The 21,573-nt window shown below is 52.9% G+C and carries 22 protein-coding genes and 1 pseudogene; 11 read left to right on the top strand and 12 right to left on the bottom strand.

Translation table 11 applies throughout. From position 1 onward, the window contains the following. The first annotated feature begins 17 nt into the window (after positions 1-17). From VPK24_RS14065 to rpoD, 6 genes are all read left to right on the top strand, one after another. Positions 18-1,481 carry a cyclic nucleotide-binding domain-containing protein gene (locus VPK24_RS14065; protein WP_393014269.1) on the top strand — a complete coding sequence of 488 codons (1,464 nt, stop codon included), beginning with the start codon at positions 18-20 and terminating at the stop codon, positions 1,479-1,481. 289 nt (positions 1,482-1,770) lie between these two features. Beyond that, positions 1,771-2,103, top strand: a complete 333-nt coding sequence (locus VPK24_RS14060) for a DUF2605 domain-containing protein (RefSeq protein ID WP_393014267.1) — start codon at positions 1,771-1,773, stop codon at positions 2,101-2,103. Between the two features lie 64 nt (positions 2,104-2,167). Beyond that, the gene (locus tag VPK24_RS14055; protein WP_393014265.1) at positions 2,168-2,500 is read left to right on the top strand and encodes a DUF2973 domain-containing protein; all 333 of its coding nucleotides are present in this window, start codon (positions 2,168-2,170) and stop codon (positions 2,498-2,500) included. A gap of 169 nt (positions 2,501-2,669) precedes the next feature. Continuing rightward, positions 2,670-3,362, top strand: coding sequence for a tetratricopeptide repeat protein (locus VPK24_RS14050; RefSeq protein WP_393014264.1), 693 nt, complete (start codon positions 2,670-2,672; stop codon positions 3,360-3,362). Between the two features lie 118 nt (positions 3,363-3,480). Continuing rightward, positions 3,481-4,242, top strand: coding sequence for a polysaccharide deacetylase family protein (locus tag VPK24_RS14045; RefSeq protein WP_393014262.1), 762 nt, complete (start codon positions 3,481-3,483; stop codon positions 4,240-4,242). A gap of 726 nt (positions 4,243-4,968) precedes the next feature. After that, positions 4,969-6,129, top strand: a complete 1,161-nt coding sequence (rpoD, locus tag VPK24_RS14040) for an RNA polymerase sigma factor RpoD (protein ID WP_099532253.1) — start codon at positions 4,969-4,971, stop codon at positions 6,127-6,129. A 144-nt stretch (positions 6,130-6,273) separates the two neighbouring features. Here rpoD and VPK24_RS14035 read toward each other — a convergent pair whose 3' ends face one another. Then, the gene (locus VPK24_RS14035) at positions 6,274-7,173 is read right to left on the bottom strand and encodes an alpha/beta fold hydrolase (protein ID WP_393014260.1); all 900 of its coding nucleotides are present in this window, start codon (positions 7,171-7,173) and stop codon (positions 6,274-6,276) included. 300 nt (positions 7,174-7,473) lie between these two features. On the opposite strand from VPK24_RS14035, the gene VPK24_RS14030 reads away from it, so the two are divergent. Together VPK24_RS14030 and sat are read left to right on the top strand one after the other, a co-directional pair. Further along, on the top strand, positions 7,474-8,151 hold the full coding sequence (locus tag VPK24_RS14030; protein WP_393014258.1) for a hypothetical protein: 678 nt from the start codon (positions 7,474-7,476) through the stop codon (positions 8,149-8,151). A 130-nt stretch (positions 8,152-8,281) separates the two neighbouring features. Next, positions 8,282-9,466, top strand: a complete 1,185-nt coding sequence (sat, locus tag VPK24_RS14025; RefSeq protein WP_393014257.1) for a sulfate adenylyltransferase — start codon at positions 8,282-8,284, stop codon at positions 9,464-9,466. 413 nt (positions 9,467-9,879) lie between these two features. On the opposite strand, the gene mutY is transcribed toward sat, so the two are convergent. The 4 genes from mutY to VPK24_RS14005 all read right to left on the bottom strand — a co-directional run bounded on the left by mutY (position 9,880) and on the right by VPK24_RS14005 (position 13,255). Beyond that, on the bottom strand, positions 9,880-11,007 hold the full coding sequence (mutY, locus tag VPK24_RS14020) for an A/G-specific adenine glycosylase (RefSeq protein WP_393014255.1): 1,128 nt from the start codon (positions 11,005-11,007) through the stop codon (positions 9,880-9,882). 41 nt (positions 11,008-11,048) lie between these two features. Then, positions 11,049-11,396, bottom strand: coding sequence for a DUF760 domain-containing protein (locus VPK24_RS14015; protein ID WP_190353660.1), 348 nt, complete (start codon positions 11,394-11,396; stop codon positions 11,049-11,051). A 277-nt stretch (positions 11,397-11,673) separates the two neighbouring features. Beyond that, the gene (locus VPK24_RS14010) at positions 11,674-11,880 is read right to left on the bottom strand and encodes a DUF2949 domain-containing protein (RefSeq protein ID WP_099532257.1); all 207 of its coding nucleotides are present in this window, start codon (positions 11,878-11,880) and stop codon (positions 11,674-11,676) included. Positions 11,881-12,442: 562 nt separating this feature from the next. After that, positions 12,443-13,255 (bottom strand): ABC transporter permease, encoded by an 813-nt coding sequence (locus VPK24_RS14005; protein ID WP_393014320.1) that lies wholly within the window; start codon positions 13,253-13,255, stop codon positions 12,443-12,445. A 603-nt stretch (positions 13,256-13,858) separates the two neighbouring features. Between VPK24_RS14005 and VPK24_RS14000 the strand changes: the two genes are divergently transcribed. From VPK24_RS14000 to VPK24_RS13990, 3 genes are all read left to right on the top strand, one after another. Then, positions 13,859-14,908: a lysophospholipid acyltransferase family protein gene (locus VPK24_RS14000; RefSeq protein WP_393014253.1), complete on the top strand. Its 1,050-nt coding sequence runs from the start codon at positions 13,859-13,861 to the stop codon at positions 14,906-14,908. A 295-nt stretch (positions 14,909-15,203) separates the two neighbouring features. After that, the gene (locus VPK24_RS13995; protein ID WP_099532259.1) at positions 15,204-15,515 is read left to right on the top strand and encodes a DUF433 domain-containing protein; all 312 of its coding nucleotides are present in this window, start codon (positions 15,204-15,206) and stop codon (positions 15,513-15,515) included. Between the two features lie 199 nt (positions 15,516-15,714). After that, a complete protein-coding gene (locus VPK24_RS13990) occupies positions 15,715-16,053 on the top strand; it encodes a DUF5615 family PIN-like protein (RefSeq protein WP_143472930.1) in 339 nt (112 codons plus the stop codon). Between the two features lie 89 nt (positions 16,054-16,142). Here the strand turns inward: VPK24_RS13990 and VPK24_RS13985 are convergent, their stop codons facing one another. From VPK24_RS13985 to VPK24_RS18875, 7 genes and pseudogenes are all read right to left on the bottom strand, one after another. Then, positions 16,143-16,415 (bottom strand): hypothetical protein, encoded by a 273-nt coding sequence (locus VPK24_RS13985; protein ID WP_143472931.1) that lies wholly within the window; start codon positions 16,413-16,415, stop codon positions 16,143-16,145. A 112-nt stretch (positions 16,416-16,527) separates the two neighbouring features. Beyond that, a complete protein-coding gene (gene msrP / locus VPK24_RS13980; protein ID WP_393014251.1) occupies positions 16,528-17,526 on the bottom strand; it encodes a protein-methionine-sulfoxide reductase catalytic subunit MsrP in 999 nt (332 codons plus the stop codon). A gap of 226 nt (positions 17,527-17,752) precedes the next feature. Further along, entirely contained in the window at positions 17,753-18,310 is a 558-nt protein-coding gene (locus tag VPK24_RS13975; RefSeq protein WP_393014318.1) for a GNAT family N-acetyltransferase, read from the bottom strand. Positions 18,311-18,458: 148 nt separating this feature from the next. Continuing rightward, the gene (locus tag VPK24_RS13970; RefSeq protein WP_393014249.1) at positions 18,459-19,439 is read right to left on the bottom strand and encodes an NAD(P)-dependent alcohol dehydrogenase; all 981 of its coding nucleotides are present in this window, start codon (positions 19,437-19,439) and stop codon (positions 18,459-18,461) included. A 162-nt stretch (positions 19,440-19,601) separates the two neighbouring features. Beyond that, positions 19,602-20,186, bottom strand: coding sequence for a protein-S-isoprenylcysteine O-methyltransferase (locus VPK24_RS13965; RefSeq protein WP_393014248.1), 585 nt, complete (start codon positions 20,184-20,186; stop codon positions 19,602-19,604). Between the two features lie 554 nt (positions 20,187-20,740). After that, complete coding sequence (locus tag VPK24_RS13960) at positions 20,741-21,445, bottom strand: hypothetical protein (protein ID WP_393014246.1); 705 nt, start codon at positions 21,443-21,445, stop codon at positions 20,741-20,743. A 27-nt stretch (positions 21,446-21,472) separates the two neighbouring features. Next, positions 21,473-21,573 (bottom strand): annotated as a pseudogene (locus VPK24_RS18875) (IS1 family transposase); the annotation flags it as partial.

Below are 21,573 nucleotides of genomic sequence, written 5' to 3'. Positions count from 1 at the left end.
GCTCGCATCTTCCTAACATGAACTGGTTAAAACCCCTTCAGCAAGGCCTTCTGGATTTGCTGCAAACGCCCCTGTTTCAACTGGGCGAAACGGTTATTTCTCTCGGGTTTTTACTGCAATTGGTACTCTACAGCGCCCTGGTTTACGGCGGTGCTCGAATCATCAAGGGATTTCTGCAAAACCGCCTGCTTGCCAAGCTCCGCATTGATGAAGGAAATCGCGGACCGATCGCCGGCATTGTCAGCTACAGCGGCGGCGTTTTGATTTTCATCATGTTGCTGCAAAGTGCAGGGTTTAATCTCAATTCCCTCGCTGTGCCGGCCGGAGCTTTGGGGGTTGGTGTGGGCTTGGGCCTGCAAAATATCACCAAAAACTTTGTGGGTGGCTTGAACCTGCTGTTGGAGCGCAAGCTGAGGGTGGGGGATTTCATTGAGTTCGATGGGCTGGCGGGTCATGTGGTGGAGGTGGCCCTGCGATCGGCCGTGATTCGCACCCTGGATGGAGCCCATGTGATCGTTCCCAACAGCGATTTAGTGGAAAAACGGGTCATTAATTGGCACTACAACAACTTAGCCGCGAGGCTTCATATCAAAGTCAGCGTGGCCTACAGCAGTGATCCGTTGGTGGTGACGGAATTGCTGTTGGATGTGGCCTATTCCGAGTCTATGGTGCTAGATGATCCGGCTCCCACGGTAATTTTGCTGGGGTTGGGCGATCATGGGCTGGACTTTGATCTGCGGGTTTGGATTCGGGGCTATGAACGGGAGTTTGATGCTCGCCATGCCCTCAACTGCGCGATCGAGTATCGATTTCATCAACAGGGCATTGAAATTCCCTTCCCTCAACGAGATTTGTGGCTACGGAACCCGGAAGTGCTCTATCCCCTCGGGCGCGGCAGTGACCCAACGGCCGCTGTACCCCTTGCACCCTTGGCCCAACGCCAAATTCCCAGCGAAACGCGATCGAGCCTGCTGACGGAATCCCTGAAACGGGTTCACTACTTTTCGCATCTGAATGATTTGGATCTGCGGCGGGTGATTGAGTGTGGTTACCGTCAGCGCCTCAAGCCGGATGAGATTCTGTTCCGGGAAGGAGATCCGGGCAATAGCTTTTATATTGTGCTGTCGGGATCGGTCAAGGTGTTTGTGGCGGAGTTGGATAAGCACTTGACAGATTTGGCAGCGGGGAGTTTCTTTGGGGAGCTGGCGCTGATGCTGGGCATTCCGCGCACGGCAACGGTGAGCGCCAATGAGGAAACCTTGCTGTTTGCCATTAATCAGCAGGGGTTCACGGAGTTGTTGCGGAAGCATCCCCCGATCGCGGAGGTGATTGTGCGGGAACTGTCCGTGCGCCAAGAGGAATTGCGCGATCGACAGGCCCAGCTTCGGGCCTTGGGCCTGATTGCGGCCGATGAAGATGACAGCAACCCGGTGCAGTGGGTGCGCAAGCGGATTGCTCGCCTGTTTGATTTGGGTCTTTAGGGCTGGTCGTCCAATTGCCCAAACCCCTGATTCCACCGTGACGAGTCGTGGGGCAAGGGCGAACCGTAGGAGTCGTGGGGGCAAGGGGCTTAAGCCCCTTGTTTGGGGTGGTTAGGGCATGGAAGAGTAACCGCTTTTGCGTGATCCCAAGACATGACGACTGGCCCTCATCCTGATCATGGCTTGGCCCTTGGTGCTGCAAGAGATGATGCGAAATCTTCCAAAAAAATGTTACGAAAGATGAATAGCGTTAAGCTTGTATGTAGATTGGTTAGTTTCTAATTTGCCTATGTCGGCTCCTACCCCTCCCGATCCCAATCTGCTGAAGACCATCTTGCAGCCGCTGCTTGAAGATTTTCAATATTGGTTTGGGCGATCGCGCACCTTGCTGGAATCGGAGCGCTTGTCGTTTCTGAGCGATGAGCAACAGGAAAGCTTGCTGGCACGGGTCAAACAGGCCCAACAGGAAGTGAGCAGCACTCAGTTGCTCTTTGAGGCCATGGGGGCCCAGGTGGGTGTTGAAACATCAACCCTCATGCCTTGGCACAACCTAGTTCAGGAATGCTGGCATGTGGCAATGCGGTTCCGGGCTGAACAGAATCCTTCGGGTTCGGCGGGGTAATCGCCTTCTCAGATCATGTTAGAGACTATTTATTTAGAGATCATCCGTTAGGGAGACGACGGCCGTGCTACAGGTGTTGTATATCCTGGCCTTTGCAGTGTTGGCATTCTTGGCGATCGGGAATTTAGTCCGCAATCTCTTCACACTGGGAACTGAGGCGGGCCGCACGGCCGATCGAGTGGATCATTCAACGCGGGGGGCGGCATCGGCTCAACCGCCCATCTCGCTGCACCCGGAAATGCTGGATGATCGGGGGCAGCCGATTCGTGAACCCCTGTTGGTGATGAAGTCAATCACAGTTGAAGATGCCCGCAGCCGTCTGGATGCGTTGTTTGATGCTTCGCCGGGAGATTCGTCTAACCCTTCTTCCAACTCTCAACCCACGGATGAGGCTTAAGGATCCACAACGATCGGCTCAACCGGTTCTCGGACAATGTTCGGGAGATCGGAATGGCCGGTCTGGGCTAGATCGGTCTGGGCTAGATCGGTCTAGGTTCCTCTGGAAACCATTCAACGGACAGAGACGGCGATTTTGGATACTTTTGGGGGCGATCGGGCTGCTTGGGTTGCCGATCGCGCCGGCCGCTCAGGCCCAAGGGCCATCCCAGCCACGCCGCCCTCAACCAACCAACCCCGCTCGCTCCCGATCGCCGCAACCGGCCCGCAATCCGCCACCCGGCCCGGCAGAACCCAAACCACCCCAGCCCAATGCAGCCCGCAGTCAACAGGCCCAAGCGGCCTATGCCAGGGGAACCACCTTGGCGGCGGCGGGCAAGCTCCAGCAGGCGATCGAAGCTTTTTCAGAGTCCCTGCGACTGAATCCGGCCTTGGTGGAGGCCTATAACGATCGAGCGACGGCCTACGCGGCCCTAGACAATCCCTTGGCGGCCATGGCGGACTATAACCGGGCGATCGAGCTGGATCCCCAATACGCCAATGCCTATTTCAATCGGGCTAATTTGTTGGTGCAACAGCAGGCCTATTTCCGGGCCATTGAAGATTACGATCGCGCCCTGGCAATCGCGGCGGACGATGCGGAAGCTTTGCACAATCGGGCGATCGCCCAAGCGGCCGTGGGCAATCTGCAAGAGGCCGTGGATAACTTGCAACAGGCGGCCCGGTTATTCGCCCGTCGGGGCGATCGCGAGGGCTACGAACGGGCCCTCAGCACGCTGCGGCTTTTGCAACCGGCCGAGGCGCTGCCCAATGCCAATCCTGCGAACGCTAATCCTCCAAACACCAATCCTACGAACCCGTAACGTTCAGGCGGCACAACCCCTCGCCCCCGTCCGGCGCGATCGCCAATTTAGCTCACCAACCTAGTTTGCCAATTTAGCTCGCCAACCTAGTTTGCTAATTTAGCCGGCCCATTCAGCAATGCAGTTTGCTTGGCTCTATCCACGCCTCTATCCAGTCTTGGCGGCCGGTTTTCCCTTGGGTCTGTGGGCCGGCAATCCCGATCACCGGGAAATTGCTCTCAGCTTTGACGACGGGCCCCACCCGGAATATACGCCAGCCCTGTTGCGCCTGTTGGCCCAAGAGCAGGTGACCGCTAGCTTTTTTTGGTTGGGCTGTTGGGTCGATCAGGCTCCTGCCGTTGCCAAACAGGTTTGGGACGCGGGCCACTGGCTTGGCCTCCATGGCTACCGTCACCGATCGTTTCCCCGCCTCAGGCCAGACGAACTTCAACGGGATTTAAAACGCACCCAACGGGCGATCGCCCAGGCCTGTCAGCTTGATCCGACTTGGGTGCAACACCATGTGCGAGATGTGCGGCCACCCAACGGGCTATTTTTGCCCGGGGCCTTGGCTCAGTGGCGCAGTTGGGGATATCGACCAGTCCTGTGGAGCGTTGTGCCGGAAGATTGGACGCATCCTGGGCCGGCAGTGGTGCAGCGGCGGGTTTTGGATCAGGTGCAAAACGGTTCGCTGATTGTGTTGCACGATGGGCCCTGTGGCGGGCGCGATGTGGTCGAAACCGTGGCGCAACTGATTCCGGCCCTGCGCGATCGGGGGTGGCAGTTTGTGACGGTCGATCGACTTTGGAATGCGATCGAGCAGAACGCTCTCAACCCGACTTCACCAAGACCAACTGATCGCCCGATCAATCAGGCGATCGATCAAATGTCCGATGAATGAATAATCGTTGAATACGTTGAATACTTGGTCAATGCTGGATTGATGAATACGCGATCAACTCATCAATCACTCCAATCCACTGAACTGTTATTCGCGCCCTGCAGGATTGGCCAATTAAAATCCCAAACATGAAAACTCGAAAAATGAAAACCAAATGAAATCAGTAGCCCTGTGATTTAGAAAAGAGCGTGTTACAACAGAGGAAGGCACAAGAGAACGCTGAAGCATCACTTTGGAGGTTTGTAAATCAGCCCCACTCCAGCCTGTCTAGGGAGATAAAATCGCTGGAAGTATTTCAGCGACCGTGACCGGGGCGATCGGGGGAAAGAGACCGTTCCTCCGCTGACAACAATTGCCGCTTATCCAGGGAAATATCAATAACTCATAACTTAAACCCTAGCCAAATTGCCCACTTCAGCCGACACAAGATCGGTCATGGGCGGCAAATCAGCGGCCAATCGGTTGTTTCTTGCCTGTTTGTTGTGATTTTTGGAGTTAATTGCCAGCAAATTTTCGATCGTCCCGGCAAAATTTCGTAAGACAGGCTACAGTTTATTGGGACATTTCAAAAATCTGGGGCTAATCTGGATCTCGGCAAAAAATCCAGCCCAGACTGCGGCGTTGCCAGCCCTTCAGTGCCTGTTTCCGCAACCGTCGCAGTTTCCAACTTCCCACTGATCACTGCATATCTACCCCACTTCGTTGAAAGGAGCGAGAGGACTCGGCATGACCCAGGCCAAAACCGTACTCGAAGAAATGAACGTATTGACTGATGCTGTGGATGATGTAGAGGTCGAGCTAGAGCTACTCACCACAGAGGATGAAGATGAGGTCGATATTGATGAGTATGATGACCCGTCTGCCGAACTCGACGAGGAAGATGAAGAGCAGCCTGGCAAAGCGGCCGCGTCCCGTCGTCGCACGGCTGCTAAGAAAAAGCACTACACCGAAGATTCAATTCGGCTATATCTTCAAGAAATTGGTCGAATTCGCCTGCTGCGAGCCGACGAAGAAATTGAACTGGCCCGTAAGATTGCTGACCTGCTAGAAATCGAACGGGTTCATGAAAAGCTGCTGGATCAACTCGATCGCGCACCGAACGATCGAGAGTGGGCTGAAGCGTTGAATATGGGCTTGCCGGAATTCCGGAAGCGGCTGTATGTGGGTCGGCGCGCCAAGGACAAAATGGTGCAGTCAAACCTGCGCTTGGTGGTTTCGATCGCCAAGAAATACATGAACCGCGGCCTGTCGTTCCAGGATTTGATCCAAGAAGGTAGCTTGGGTCTGATTCGCGCCGCCGAAAAGTTTGACCACGAAAAGGGCTATAAATTCTCCACCTATGCCACTTGGTGGATTCGGCAGGCAATCACCCGGGCGATCGCCGACCAATCCCGGACAATTCGCCTACCGGTACACCTGTACGAAACCATTTCGCGGATTAAGAAAACCACCAAGTTGCTGTCTCAAGAGATGGGCCGCAAGCCCACAGAAGAAGAGATTGCAACGCGGATGGAAATGACGATCGAAAAGTTGCGGTTCATCGCCAAGTCGGCTCAGTTGCCAATTTCGTTGGAAACCCCGATCGGGAAGGAAGAAGATTCGCGCCTGGGCGATTTCATTGAATCCGACGGCGAAACGCCGGAAGATCGCGTTTCCAAGAACCTGCTGCGGGAAGATTTAGAAAGCGTGCTCGATACGCTCAGTGCCCGTGAGCGCGATGTGCTGCGGTTGCGCTATGGCTTGGATGACGGTCGGATGAAAACCCTGGAAGAAATTGGGCAAATTTTCAACGTGACCCGTGAACGGATTCGCCAAATTGAAGCGAAGGCCCTGCGGAAGTTACGCCACCCGAACCGCAACAGCATCTTGAAGGAATATATTCGCTAGGAAGCTGGGTTCAATTCATCTCGCATGGGGCGATCGTCTGAGGGCGATCGCCCTTTTTTGGGCCTGCCAATCCGAATCACAAGGATATCTGCAAAACCAAAACGGATCCCTGATTGATCCCATTATTGAAATGATCCACAGGCCCTATTCTTCCAAGAAATTTTGAATCGCTTGGGCTGTGCGATCGGGCTGTTCCAAATGGGGCACATGTCCGCAATTTTCCACCCAAATAAATTGACTTTTGGGCAGCGCCGCTTGAAATTTTTGGGCTGTGGCTTTGGGCAAAATTTGATCTCGATCGCCCCACAAAATCAAGGTTTTTTGGGGCAGTTGGGCAATGCGATCACCCGTAATGGTATAACCACCGTTGCGAGTGAAGGAAATGAGCGCCTCACTCCATCGGGGCATTCCCAAATGCAACGCACCGCAACGATAGGCCTCTTCGGTGGCACAGCGATCGGGGTCGGCGTAGGCCTTGCGCCCAATGCCCGATCGCACCTTTTTATTCGCCAGAAATTGCGTGGCCCATTGTCCCAAGGGCGGAATCAAAAACCGGCTGGCGATCGGTTTGCCCACAAATCCAGCGCTATCCAGCAACACCACTTTCTGCACCGCCTCCGGATAGGTGAGGGCAAAATCCATCACGGCTGCACCCCCCATGGAAGCCCCCACCAGCACCATTGGCCGCCCAATGATTTGCTGCCAAAAGCAATATAAATGGGTGCGAATTGCTTCAGCGGTAAATTCCAACTTCTCAGGGCGATCGGTGAACCCAAACCCCAACAAGTCCACGGCCCAAGTGGCAGATTGCTGAACTAAGCGTGGGAACAATCGACGATATTCCAACAGTGAACTGTCAAAGCCATGAACTAGCAAAATAGGTGGCGCATCGGGCAATCGATCGCGCAATTCCGGCGGTTGACCCGTGACGAAACTGGTTTCGATCGGCAATACACTATGGGGATAGGGCCAGGAAGTCTGGATCGTTTGGCGCTGAATTTGACGCACAAAGTCGATCGACTCTGGTTCCGTTAGACTTGCCACTGCTTCAGGTAAAAATTCCGGAAATTTATTCATGGCTTCTTGATGAGTTCCCTGACCAGATTCTTGACCAGATTCCTGATTGATATCCTGATTAACTTCCCGATTAGTATTTTGATTAATATCTCCCTGCACAATCACCACCTCAAATGAAAATTCAGTCCAAACTCAATGCGCCAACCCATGGATCATCCACCTACCCATCATCGTAGGGCAACACCCCAAAAATCAAATCGCCCTCGTTGGTTTTCGTTTTCTGCCATCCATCCCCGTCTACTGATCTGGGCTACAGGCACGATCGCGATGTTAGTGGCGATCGCCCTGCCCCAAGCAGCTTTGGCCAATAGCTGGCCACCCATGGCCGTTTCCCTGTTTAACTTGCCTCTTTTCGCATCATTCATCAGCTTTGGGTGGGGCTTGGTGGCCATCATTGCTATTGAAGCAATCACAATCCTTAAGCGCGAAACTTATTCCTCTAAGCGAGTTTGGATTGCAGTAACTGGCGCTAATTTGGTTTCATCAATCACAGGTCTTGTTTTTTCATTTGGGTTGGTTGGCATACCGTTTTTAAGCTACGGTGATGACTGGAACCGAAGAATTACTTTCGTACTCATGGGCTGCCTAGGTTTAATGGGACTGACAACCCATGATGCTTTGCGGCAGCTAACACCCTGGTCTGTTGGCTGGCGATGGCTATGGTTGTTGTTTTGGCCTTTTAATTTAGTATTGGCATTGGTCATTATTGGCATTATCAATGCCAAGTTTCCCTTTTGGATTGAGCTTTTTTGTGCCTTTACCTATTTTATGATTGGCTGGGCGATGAGTTGGGCGATCGAGGGAGCTTGTTTAGCGAAGTGGCTGCCCAACCCTTCAGTTCATCTTGGCCGATCTATTGCCATTGCAAATCTTCGATCCTATGCCTATGTGGTCATTCCCCTTGTGATTGGGCTATATCTGCAAACCAGGGCATTTTTTAACTAAAGGGCATTTTTTAACTAAAACGTGGTTGGAGATGAAAAACCCTGGCTATCCCCTAGCCGGCCACAAGGCGACCATTTTAGTGTTGAATTTTTACTGATTATTGTCTTGAAGCAACCTCACCCCGAGTTCCATGACCCGTATAGCCGACGCGATCGCCCCTCACGGCGGCACGCTGATTAACCGCATTGCCAGCCCTGAGCAAAAGGCCGAATTCCTGAGCAAGGCCGACCACCTGCCGCGCATTTCCCTGGACGATCGCGCCGTCTGTGACCTGATCGCGATCGCCATCGGCGCGTTCAGCCCGATCGATGGCTTCATGGGCCAAGCGGACTACAAGACCGTGGTTGACGACATGCGCTTGGCCAACGGGCTGCCCTGGGCAATTCCCGTGACCCTGCCCGTGACCGATGAGCAGGCCAGCACCCTCAGCGAAGGGCAATTGGTGCGCCTAGACGATCCCACCGGTCGCTTCATTGGCGTGCTGGAGCTGACGGAGAAATATCACTACGACAAAACCCGGGAAGCCCTCAACGTTTATCGCACCAACGAAGAGAAACACCCCGGCGTGGCGGTGGTTTACGGCCAAGGGGCAACTTATTTAGCTGGGCCCGTGTGGTTGCTGGAACGCGAGCCAGATCCTCGCTTCCCGCTCTATCAAATTGACCCGATCGACTCGCGCCATGCTTTCCGCGACAAGGGTTGGAAGTCGATCGTGGCCTTTCAAACCCGCAACCCGATCCACCGCGCCCACGAATACATCATCAAGTGCGCCCTGGAAATCACCGATGGTCTGTTCCTGCATCCCCTAGTGGGAGTGACCAAGAGCGATGACATTGCCGCCGATGTGCGGATGCGTTGCTATGAAATCATGCTGGAGCACTATTTCCCCCGTGGCCGGGTGATTTTGGCCATCAACCCTTGCGCCATGCGCTATGCGGGCCCCCGGGAAGCCATTTTCCATGCCCTCATTCGCAAGAACTATGGCTGCACGCATTTCATCGTGGGTCGTGACCATGCGGGCGTGGGTGACTATTACGGAACCTACGATGCGCAGCACATTTTCGATGAGTTTGCGCCGGGTGAGTTGGGAATCATGCCGCTGAAGTTCGAGCACGCGTTCTACTGCAAGCGCACCCAAAGCATGGCCACCACCAAGACCAGCCCCAGCGAACCGGACGAGCGGATTCACCTGTCGGGCACGAAGGTGCGCGAAATGCTGCGTCGGGGCGAGTTGCCGCCACCGGAATTCTCGCGGCCTTTGGTGGCGGCTGAGTTGGCCCGGGCGATGCAAATCCCTGAGAGCTACTCAATCTAGAGCTACTCAATAGACCTCTGACGCGAATCGGCTAGGAGCGTTCATCCCCCAACCCCTTCTCCCAAGGGGGGCTGATTGATGCAAGAGGTCTCGTGAACTGGTTTTCATCAAAAAGAAAAAGGTCTGAAACCCCGCCCTTTTAGGGCGGATTTGCTCGACATCTTAGATTCTAGCTGATACGATGCACGGGATATTTTGGCTGCTGGACTAGCGGTTTCAGTCTGTGGAGCGACCGTAAGACCCGAAGAGAGCAAGTCTCGGAAGGCAGGTGCTATGAAGCAGAAACCCAGATCGTGAGGTCTGGGAATCCCTGCTCCTTTAGGGCGGGGAGGATGTCAACAATTCAGATCAAGCAGGGCGCACGATCGTGTGCCCTTGTTTTTAGAGCCTGATTTTTTTTGGAGCAATCTTCTCTAGGCATCAGGAAAGCGCTGTTTCAGGGCTTCGATGATGGTGGTGTTGGCCTTGGGGAAGGGAAATTGGTCAATTTCGGCAAGGGTTACCCAACGCACTTCATCACACTCGATCGCCTGGGGTTCCCCTTGCAGATGCTCGCAAAGATGCACATGCAGCGACACTTTGAAGTGGGTGTAGGCATGATCCACCACAATCAGTTCTTCACCGACGGCAATTTCAATGCCTAATTCTTCTTGAATTTCCCGGCGGATGCATTCGGCGATCGACTCATTGGGTTCCACTTTGCCGCCCGGAAATTCCCATAGGCCGCCCAATAACCCTTCGGCGGGCCGGCGATCGATCAAGATTTGCCCCTGGGGATTGCGGATCACGGCCACGCCAATCACTTTGTGGGGAATCGGTGCTTTCGGTTCGCTCACGGGAATTTGCTGCTGCTGGTTGGTTTGGTATGCCTGACAGTATGCCATCCAGGGACAAACCAAACAGGCCGGCTTCCGGGCGGTGCAAACCGTGGCCCCCAAATCCATGAGGGCTTGGTTGAGGTCTCGGGGGCGATCGAACGAGACCACCGCTTCGGAGGCGGCCCAGAGGCGATCGAGCGCTTTGGCTGGCGCAACGGGCAGCGCAATCAACCGCACCAACACTCGCTTCACGTTGCCGTCCAAAATGGGCAAGGGCAAATTAAAGGCAGAACTTAGGATGCCGCCGGCCGTGGTGCGGCCAATGCCAGGCAGGGCGAGCGCCTCGGCCAGGGTGCGGGGAAATTGTCCCCCATGCCGTTCCATCACCAACTGGGCAGCCCGGTGCAGATTGCGGGCCCGGCTGTAGTAGCCCAGGCCTTCCCAGGCTTTCAGCACCGCTTGCAAATCGGCCTGCGCCAAATCAGCGATCGTGGGAAATCGATCGAACCACCGTTGGTAGTAGGGCAAAACGGTTTTGACTTGGGTTTGTTGCAGGGCAATTTCCGAAACCCAAACCCGGTAAGGATCCAACACGTCCGGGGGGGTTCGCCAAGGCAAGTCGCGGCCGTGGCGATCGTACCAATCCAGGAGCGATCGCTGTAAAACCGCCGCCGAAACCGGCAGCGGTTCTAAGGTTTCAGCAATTGAAGAGCGCAAAATCACCCAAAGTCAATGGAACAACCGGCTACTGAACCGAATCGGGCCTAATCTGCCGTCGGCGCGTCGCCAGCCAAATCACCCGACCAGTTTTGCAAGGACTTTTCAAAACTCATCCGTTGCTCAGCATTCCGCAAAAAGTAGCCACTCATCATGGCCGAAGCCAACAGCCGCCCCAAATGTTCGCGGTTGGTGGTGATGGACACATCAAACTGCTCGCCGGGCAACACGCCCAGCAAACCCACGATGTTGTGCTCCATCATCCGAATCGTTTCCGGGGAAGCCGGCCGCGACAGGTGGGCGATCGTTTCCGGATTGAGGGATTGGATGTATCGCATCAACGATTCGCTCGGTTCGCGATCGGTGGTTGGCTCGCTTTTCCAAAAGTTAGACATGGGGTTCAGTTTTGGGGCCACGATTCAAACCTCGCGGGTGGACGGTGCGCATGGTCTCCGATGAACAAGCACAATCTAACAAGCAAATGAGCAACTGGGGGTCGTCAGAACCGAACCGCCTTGGCGCGATCGCCCAACGCTCTTTTGAACCTTTGGCCCTGAATTTGCGCTGCATCGGCTTTGCATCGGCTTTGGCTTGGCTCGGAGCTACTTTGCGCGGCTCCGAGCTGGGACCAATTGCCCCAACCGCATGTTCACAACCGCGCACCGCCAGCCGTTAAATTCCTTCGGGCGACATCCACCGTTCCAGCCAATCGAACACCCGATCAAGCTGTTGCGTGGTAATTGCCCCGTATTGCCACAATATCGTTGGCAAATTGTTGCCACTGTCGGGATGCTTGAGGGCCAGCGCCAAATCTGCGGCACTCAACTGCAAATCTTCTTGCAAAAACCGAACCAGACCTTCTAATCCCTGACGTTGCATAGCTTTTTACCTCCTAGTCACCGTCGTCAACGGCTGGATTGGATTGGCAACAAGTGCCTGATTCTGATCGGTCTCGATCGCGCCTTGGTTTCGGCGGCAATCAACAGGGTTCACACTGCGATCGAGGCGGGGGTGAATCACCATCCAGCGGTTTTCTGACTCTCTGTTTCGGGGCCCTGGCTCAGGCTCAGGATCACGTTGTCCAGTTTCTGAGCTGTCCTGTGTTGAGGAATGGAAGCACCGGGCGCACCCAACCCAAACACTGGGTCAAGATTTGCGAGAGTACAGGGTTAGAGACTATGAAGCGCTCTAGCCTTAAGTTTCGGCCGCAAACCCGTTAGAGTCTGCGATCGCGATCGCCTGATGTTGCGATCTTGATCCCCGTTGATCGGGTATGGCTTTTGGCGGTTCCGGCGAACCCATAGCGACTCAGCCAATTACGACCGATCGCCACTGAGGTGCTACCAATCAAGACCGATCACAACCCAATCGCGATCGACTGCTGCGGAACCATGGCAACCGATTCCCAGCAATCGCCATCCATTCACCCCGGGGACAGTCGCTAATCTTGCTGCTGAGAAAACCGCTGGGCCCCCAAAAACGCCAGCACCGTGGCCACCGCCAGCAAAATTGGGATGCTATACCAAGGAAACTCGCTCAGGGGAAGGTAAGCAGCCGATCGCAGGCCAATGCTGGTGTAGGTCAAGGGCAGGCAATAGACGATCGGTTTCAGCAGCGGCGGCAACTTGGCCGGGTCAAAAAACGTGGCCCCCAAGAAGGACATGGGCACAATCAGAAAATTGTTGTACAGCCCCACCATTTCCAGGGACTGCACCGAAAGGCCCACAATCACCCCCAAGCCCGCAAACACAGCACAGTTGAGCACCAGCAACAGCAAAAAGAGCGGATTTAAAAAGCTCCAAACCTTGCCCGTAAACAACACCGCTACCAAAATCACCGAGCCAGCCGTCAGCAGGCCGCGCACAATGCCCGCCATCATCCGTCCCAGATGCATGGCCAAGGGATGCACCGGCACAAGCAGCATTTCCTCAAAGGTCTTGGTAAACAGGCGATCGCCGCAAATTGAAAATGTTGTGCCCCCAAAGCTAATGGCCATGGAAGACAGGGCCACCATCCCCGGCAAGATAAATTCCAAATAGCTATCGCCTGCGGAAGGCTTGGCCACGGCATCGAGGGAGGTTCCCAACCCCAACCCGAAAGCCAGGATATAAATCAGCGGGGACACCAGCCCCGAAGCGGCCACCTGCCCAACCCGCACTCGCAATTTCAGCCAGTCGCCCCAAAATACGGATAGGGCATCGGCCCAAAAGGTTTTGAGAAGGGCGGGCTGGGGTCGATCGCCCTTGGGAGTCATGACGGGGCGATCGCTCGATCGGGCAGTAGCTTCGTACATAGGGTTTTGGCAAAGAATTTAGCAAAAGATTCAGACAGCGCTCAGAAAAAGCCCAACAGGCTCAGGGTTTGCGCAAGCTTGGCTGGGAATCAACTTGGAGATCAACTTGGAGATCAACTCAAGACCAGTTCAGTCCCGCACAAAAAACTCAATTCAGAAAGATTGAACCAACAGGAGCATGGGATTGAGCCAAGATTTCGCAGGGATTTCGCAGGGATTTCGCAGAGATTTCGCAGAAATTGGGTAGAAACCTAGCGGCAATGAGCTGGTAATTGCGATCGGGGTGAAATTCCATGGGGGTGAGATCCCATAGAATGATTATTAAGGATTTGTTACAAAAAGCGATCCACCCATCAACGTACTGGGTTAACAAAGTTGCGCTCACTGCGGGTCTGCCCCAGTTCGCCCAAGGCTTGTGGTGGCGAGAACGCCGGCTCCCAGCCACCGATCCCCGCCCCGGCCCTTGCCCAGACGGTGCATGAACTGGCCAGCAGAATCAACCTGGTATTGTTAGCCTCAGAAACCATGAAGAATATCCAACCGGTCGGGGAACTCTAGCTGCCCATGATGCGTCTAAACTCTGCTTCTACTGAGGTTGTGCCGAACGCCCCGACTGCCCAAGGGCCATCCAGACCGACCGGCAGCACCGTCACCATGTCGATCGTGAGTGATTCGGTGCCAGGGACGGCGCGGGGGACAGTGATGCAGCTAGACGACCCGCTGAATGCGGAACGCAATCTTTCCTCCAACAACGGCGATCGGGCTAATTCTTCCACCGGACAGCAGCCCACACCCCCAGCAGCCCCGGAGCTAACCCATCAAGCCACGACTCACCAACAAACCAAGGATTACCAAACCCCGACTCACCAAACCACGAATCATCAAGCCATGGATCATGTGGTTGATTCTGGGTCGATTCGCTCCTGTGTGTTGCCTTGGCTCGCGCGGGTGCTCTATCCCCTGGCCCGACGGGTTGTGTTGCCAACCTATTTTGGTTCCGTGACGATCGAGGGCTTGGCAAACCTGCCCCAAAACGCCCGATCGCTCCTATTTGCCCCCACCCATCGATCGCGCTGGGATGCCTTGGTGGTTCCCTGCGCCATTGGCCGGCCCATCTGCTCCGCCGATTTGCACTTCATGGTTTCGGCCAACGAAGCTTCTCGAGGCCTCCAAGGCTGGTTTATTCAGCGCATGGGTGGATTTCCCGTAGACACCACCAACCCGAGCATTGCCAGCGTTCGCCACGGCATCAAAGTGCTGGAAACAGGCAAGTCCTTGGTGATTTTCCCGGAAGGCGACATTTTCCGCGATGGCCACCTGCACCCCCTCAAGCCCGGCTTGGCGCGGATGGCAATCCAGGCGGAACGCAGCCATCCGGGTGTGCATATCGTGCCGATTCATGTGGAATATGGTTCACCGGAGGTGGGTTGGCGCTGTGGTGTGCGGGTGATGATTGGGCGATCGCTCCCGTTGGCGCAATATCTCGATCGCCCAGCTAAGGTGGCCGCCCCCACCCTGACCCAAGATTTAGCTGATGCCTTGAATCAACTGGCACAGTCTCCTACGGAGCCGCTGAACGGCAGTGAACTGAACGGCAGTGATTTGCCCCGCTAGTCTCGCTAGTCTGCCCTCCGAATTAAGGGCTTGACCCTGACCGGCAAAGATCTCCATGCTCTCTTAAAATCAAAGCTTGAACCAGCAATCCAATCACCCGGATTTTGGCCATGCTCTTGGCCATGTCGTTGGCGGCCCAAAGGCTGACCAAAGTGTGACAATCGCGACGGGGCCGCATCGGAACAGCCTCTCGAAGTCCGAGTGAAGTTCAGCCTTGATGCACCGTCAGTACATGTCAGAACATACATGTCAGAAAATACACGTCAAAATGGGTACTCTTGCACAGCCCAGTTCGATGAGTAAAAGCTTGTCACGCCATATTGAAACCACACCGGGGATTCGGGGCGGTCGTCCGCGGCTGGCCGGAACCCGGATTACCGTGACCGATGTGGCCCTGATGCATCTACGACTTGGCCAATCGATCGAGGAAATCGCTGGGCGCTATCAACTGCCCCTGGCGGCCCTCTATGCAGCCATGGCCTATTACTTTGACCACCGCAGTGAAATGGACTTGGCCATTCACGAAGACCTGGCCTTCGTTGCCGGGTTTCAGCGCAGCCAAGTCTCCGTCCTTCAGGAGCGCCTCAGTGAGCTACGCGGAGATTAGGGCTGAGTGCGTCCTTAACTGAACGTTTTTCGGTCAAGCGATTGAGTGCCGATCGAGCCGTTAGCCCACCTCATCCCTGAGCGTTGTGGCGATCGCTCCGGAGCGGCCGCAAAAGGGTGCGGAAAGTTTCAGGAAATTGCAATCGATCGCGCTTCAGGCTATATCCAATCCTGAGATGCTCTTGACACCCCCGCAACCCGTGAGCCAACCACGCTTGGGATTTTACCTAGACGACAGCCTTGATCCCGCCGTCAGCGCAGCCCTGCGCGGCTATGGGGTGCGGGCCACCCGGCCCACAGAGGTGAAGCTCCAGAACCAGAGCGATGCCACCCAGCTTTTGTTTGCCTATCGCCACCAATTGGTTTTCGTGACAGCGGAAGTGACGCTGGTGAAGTTTGCCGGATCGCAAAAAGATCATGGGGGCGTGGTTTATAGTCCGCTGGCCCTCCCGATCGGGCGGATAGTGCGTCAATTGCTGTTGCTCTATGAGACCTTTCAGCCGACGGAATTAGCTGGCAAAATCGAAATTTTGAGCTAATTTTTCAGCAATCAGCGATTCATGCGGCACGGTTCACCGATTGTCAGAAATTCACCATGGGATCAAGGGCAATTAATAAGGGCAATTGATTAGGAATCCGTAGCTGTGGCTTGCCAGGGCGATCGCCAAATTTCACCCCGCACCCGCAACACCAAGCGCTCAATGCCAAGCTGACAGGCCGCTTGATTAAGTTGGGCCCGCTGTTCCCAAAGCTTGTGGGCAGCGCTCTGGGCCCGGCAATCAATGGCCAAGACCGATCGCCCCTCCAATACATCCAAATACATGGCATACCCCGCAACGGGTCGGCAGCGGGCCAACTGCCAAAACCGCATCACCAAAGCTCTTTGAAAGTCGATCGGCATTGGATCGCCTCCTCTGCTGGCCAGTAAATCCTGAACTTTGGCCATTGTGGCTTGTGGAGAATTCAGCGGTCGAGGCGATCGTTACAGCTTGATGATCATTGCAATAATTAACCTACGCATAAAGACCAGAAACCCATTGTCCATAGCCGTTGTAGGGACGGGTGGGAACCGTTTTCCAGGCGAGCGGCGGGCCCGATCCCAATAACCGCTCCGTGGCCTGCGACCAGCGGGGGTGGGGAACCAGGGGATCCACATTGGCCTCAAAGCCGTATTCATCAGGAGCCAGAGTGTTCCAAAAGGTCAGGGGCTGCCGGGGCAAAAACTCAATTTTGACGATCGACTTAGCCCCTTTAAAGCCATATTTCCAAGGCAGGACGGCCCGAATCGGTGCGCCATGCTGCTTCGGCAAAATTTGCCCATAGTTACCCACCGCAAAGAAGGCGAGGTCGTTGGCCATTTCCGCCAACGTGAGGCCTTCGGTGTAGGGCCAAGGGAGGTCGCGATAGGCCCAGGCCGGCCCGATCGCGATGTCTTTGTTGTAGTAGGAGGTGAAGCGGACAAATTTGGCATCGGGCAAAGGATCGACGGCTTCGATCAGTTTGCGCATCGGAAACCCGAGCCAAGGCACAACCATCGCCCAAGCTTCGACACAGCGAAACCGATAGATGCGTTCTTCTATCTCAAAGGCTTTGATTAAATCCTCGATCGCCCAAGTTTTAGGCTGCTTGACCAATCCAGACACTTCCACGGTCCAGGGATTGGTGGGCAACCGTTGGGCCCGCTGGGCAATGTCCTTTGTGCCACCAAATTCATAGAAGTTGTTGTAGCGGCCGGCCAAGTCTTGGGGCGTGACGGCTCGCTGTGGATCGGCAAATTGGGAATTGCGCTGCACCCCAACAAAGGGCGATCGCATGGTGGTGGGGCCGGGGGGTGGGGCCGCTTCCAGCTCGCTGGTTGGTGTATTTTGGCAACCCGTCAGCGACAGAACACCACCGGCAATGCTGAACCCGGCGAGGGATTGCAAAAATCGGCGGCGATTGAGAAACAGGGCTGGATCCGTTGCTTCGCGATCGCGCAGTTGCCAGTCGGGGCGCAGATTAAAGAAGGTCATGGGGTAGACAGGGCGGGCAGTCAGCGCGGTGAGTCGAGCACAGTCGATCGGGTGCGATCGCGGCGGCAACTAGGGCAGGCGATCGCTAGGATTACAGCTTTTCAGGAGAACACCCAAGCCAAAATTATATTCTCCCTCAAGAATACTCAGAGCCTTTTTTAGTCTAACCCTGATTTAACTCGCAATTTTGTTCCAAAATCATCAAGTTGAAGTCAATGTTAGGCGGCTATTTCTTCTCTCTATCGATGTCTTTCATTAAATCCCATTCTTTGCTTAAGATTGCAAATTGCATTGTATTTTCGTATTTTGGCGTTCCGTCATCATTATTGATAAACGTGATGAATTCCTTGAAGCATCCTTCCTTTCTCATGCCCAGGCGTTCACAGACCTTCTGAGAGCGAATATTATCTTCTTCCACATAAGCGTAGATTCTTCTTGCACCTCTATCCTTAAAAAGATAGTCTAGCAGCGCCTTAGCGCTCTCAAGAGCATATCCTTTTCCCTGATAGTCCGCGTTAAAATTCCAACCCACACTGTAAGTGTCTGGCTCATCTTTCTGGAGAAACAGGTCTCCGATCAATTCATCAGTTTCTTTCAGGCAGACAGCAATGAACTTATCAGTTTTCTGTCGTTCCTCCACAACCTTCATTGCCTGATCCATTGTCTCGATTCTGTCTGAAGCGAAGCAATTCACTTGCTTTCTCGACAGGTAGCGGAACAATCCCTCGGCATCTCTCTCTGAGAACGACCTCAACACAAGCCTATCTGTCAACTTTGGTTGCACCAAATTCTCCCAAAATATAAAAAGCTTCCAGTGCGTCAATTGATGACTGTCTTCACAGATTCTTGTTCGCCCAACGGTTGCGCTCACCCAGCACAAACAGGTTTTGCAAATTAATAGACCCTATTGAACGTTCTGGTGCAGCGCGTTGTTAGATTTTGCTACTTTGCGCCACAGTAATGACAACATTTCCTTTCTTGTGTCCTTGTTCAACATACCTGTGCGCTTCGGCAGTCTGTTCCAGTGAATAGCGCCTGTCGATGACCGATTTCATCCTGCCCATTTCAATTAACTCTTTCAGGAAAATTAGATCTGCTTTACGCTCGATCGCTACCCCACCTATGACTTTCTTGTTGCTGGTAATTGAAGTCCACAGCCCTCGGAGGATCGGCAGCAAATTGATATGAACAGCTCTAAGATAGATGCCATTATTTTTTAGCGCGCTGAGACAGCCTGAAAATGAACTTTTGCCACTTGTGTCGAAAATAATATCGTAGGTCTTACCGTTTTGAGTGAAATCCTCTTTCGTATAGTCAATAACGTTGTCAGATCCGAGAGATTTCACCAGTTCTAACTTCGCTGTACTACACACTCCGGTCACTTGTGCGCCAAAGAATTTGGCAAGCTGCACGGCAGCCATCCCTACTGCTCCAGAAGCACCATAGATCAAAACTTCCTGCCCACTCTGAATCTTTCCCTTATCTCTCAGGAAGATCAATGCAGTTGTTGCCCCAAAAGGAATAGCAGCAGCTTCCTCATAGGTCATATTGGTAGGCTTGATCGCAACTGCTCCTGCTTCAGGCAGACAAATATACTCAGCATTTGCACCGAGGCTGGTTCCTGCACCAGCAAATACTTGGTCACCTGCTTTGAATTGTTTTACATTTTCACCAACTGCTTCGATTTCTCCGGCCAGCTCCGACCCGAGGATGGTGTTGTTTTTAGGTCTTGCGAAACCGTAGAAAAATCTTACGGGGAATGGGTCAGCCTTTCGGATACGAATGTCTGCTGACGTTACTGTTGTTGCATAGATTTTAATTAGCACCTCGTTTGCTTTAGGAGTAGGTTTCTCTACTTCTTGAAGCTGCATAGCATCAGGAGATCCATACTTTACACATACAATTGCTTTCATGAATTTTCCTCAAAGATAGCTTTAGTTTGCCATATTCTCTATCCATTGACTTTACGAAATTTAATGTTCGCGCTCACCGGACACAAACAACTTTTACCTCTGAATCGGCAATTTTAAAGCGTTCCGGTGCAGCGCGACTGTTCGACTGCTGACAACCATTATTCAAAACAGGTAAGGAATTAGGCGCTTTGTACGCTGCATATACGCTTTATATTCCTCTCCAAACTGTTCAAGCATCATCTGCTCTTCATTACTAATTCGTAAGATATACATGATCCCAAATGAGATCAATCCGGCTAGACCTGCAATCCAGTTTGGAAGGAGCAATGCTTGTGCAGCACACCATAACCAGATAGCAGTGTACATTGGATGACGAATTTTTTGATAAACACCGTTGCTGATGACGGTGTGTCCTTTTCTGACCTCCAATGTGGGCGACCAATTCTTGCCCAAGTCATCGTGGGCACGCCAAAATAACCAGAGCGAAACCAAGAAACAAATGGCTCCTAAATAACCGATCCAGGACATTGGATTGTAATCAGCAACACTGAGCCAGGGAGAAAAAACGTAAACCAAAGGCAGAATCATCATGCCGATAAACGCAAGGACAAGCAAGATTTTTTCTTGTGCCGTTTTGCGATCGACAGCAACTTCATTCTTTTTATTTTCTCTTTGGTAGGGAGAACGAATCGCAAAAGCAGAGACAAACCCAATCATGAAGAGTATTTTCAGAGTCAGTGTGTTCATCGCGTCTAACCTCACTGCTAGGGATGTAAAACTTTTTTGACCATTACTGACTCAGTATAGCAGCTAAATAGGAATAATTCTCAATAATCTATTACAAATTTGCTTTCTGCACTTTGGTAACTCAATGAAAATCTTCTGATGTCTCCACGGTGATGAAATGAAGGCAGTCGAACTATGTATTAGGCTGCATGTGCACGATAACTCCTCGCTGATCGGTTGAGAGGACGAGATCATCAGGGTTTTAGGCAATTTGACGACAGGCCCTAAGCCTCTCGCTGCCTACCGATCGCCTAACAGCAACCATCATTTGACCTGACCGATCGAACTAAAACAGCCACGCCCTAGGCTCAGCGATCGCTAGGATTACCGCTTTTCAAGAGAACACCCGAACCAGAATTACATTCTTCCTCAAAAATACCCAGAGTCTTTTGTCTTCTAACGGTTTGGGTCAGCAGTTGCCAGCGTCTTTGCCCCCCACCCAAGCAGCTTTGGTCAATCTGCTGCACCCGAATTGTTAGCCTGCACACCCACAGAACTTACTTCACTTTCTTTGGCTAAAATAAATACTTACGTTGTTTAATGTAGTGGTAAAGACTTCTTATTGATGAAATTGTTATTAGTATTTTACCTATTGCTGCTGTTGAGCTTAGTTCCCATCGTTCCATAGATTTAGCTTCCAGGCTGTGTCCTGCCATATTGCGGACAGACCCAATCGCTTGTGAAATATCACGTTGCTTAGTGTGGATGAAGCTAAGAGAAGTACCTGCATCATCCCTGTAAGCATATAAGATACCGTTAGCCAGCTCTGAAATACCAGATTTCCCAGCAATTTTTTTTGCGTCGATACTTCCAATTTCCACAGATAGCCTTCTTAAAATATCCTCATAAGCTCTTCCTGAACATTCAATTGCACTTCTTGGATTGCTACGATAAGTTAAAATAGCCGCAACTAATTCTTGAAGTTCACTATGAGTAAGCCATTGGAATACTTCATCTCCAAGTATGTTGTTTAGATAAAGCCTTACAGCTACATCATCTAGTAGTTCATTAGAAAAACTATCTGTTAGTTCCTTGGTCTCTAGGGCATAGTCTTTAAAGGTTAAGGAGCCTTTAGAATCGATCAAATCACATGATTTAGCCCATAGAGTTAATAGATCTGCGATTGCTTTTGGTTCTTGGTTAAAGGAATAAAAAGAAATAAGCTTTCTTGCTGAAACTTCACAACTATCACCTAGCGATATATGTCGAAGAAAAATCATAGGTAGTGCCTGTGAAGTAATGATGGACTATGAAGCGACTGGCAATGAGGCATTGTAGTGGTGAATAAATCGCCAAATCGCTGCTTCGTGATTGACCAAGGATTTGGAAAAAGACAGGGTGCGCCGCA

Origin of the sequence: Limnothrix redekei LRLZ20PSL1, assembly GCF_043235035.1 — a bacterium.
Lineage (GTDB): Bacteria > Cyanobacteriota > Cyanobacteriia > CACIAM-69d > CACIAM-69d > CACIAM-69d.
The sequence above is the reverse complement of the archived record's forward strand: the minus strand, read 5'-3'. Positions and strand labels throughout refer to the sequence as shown.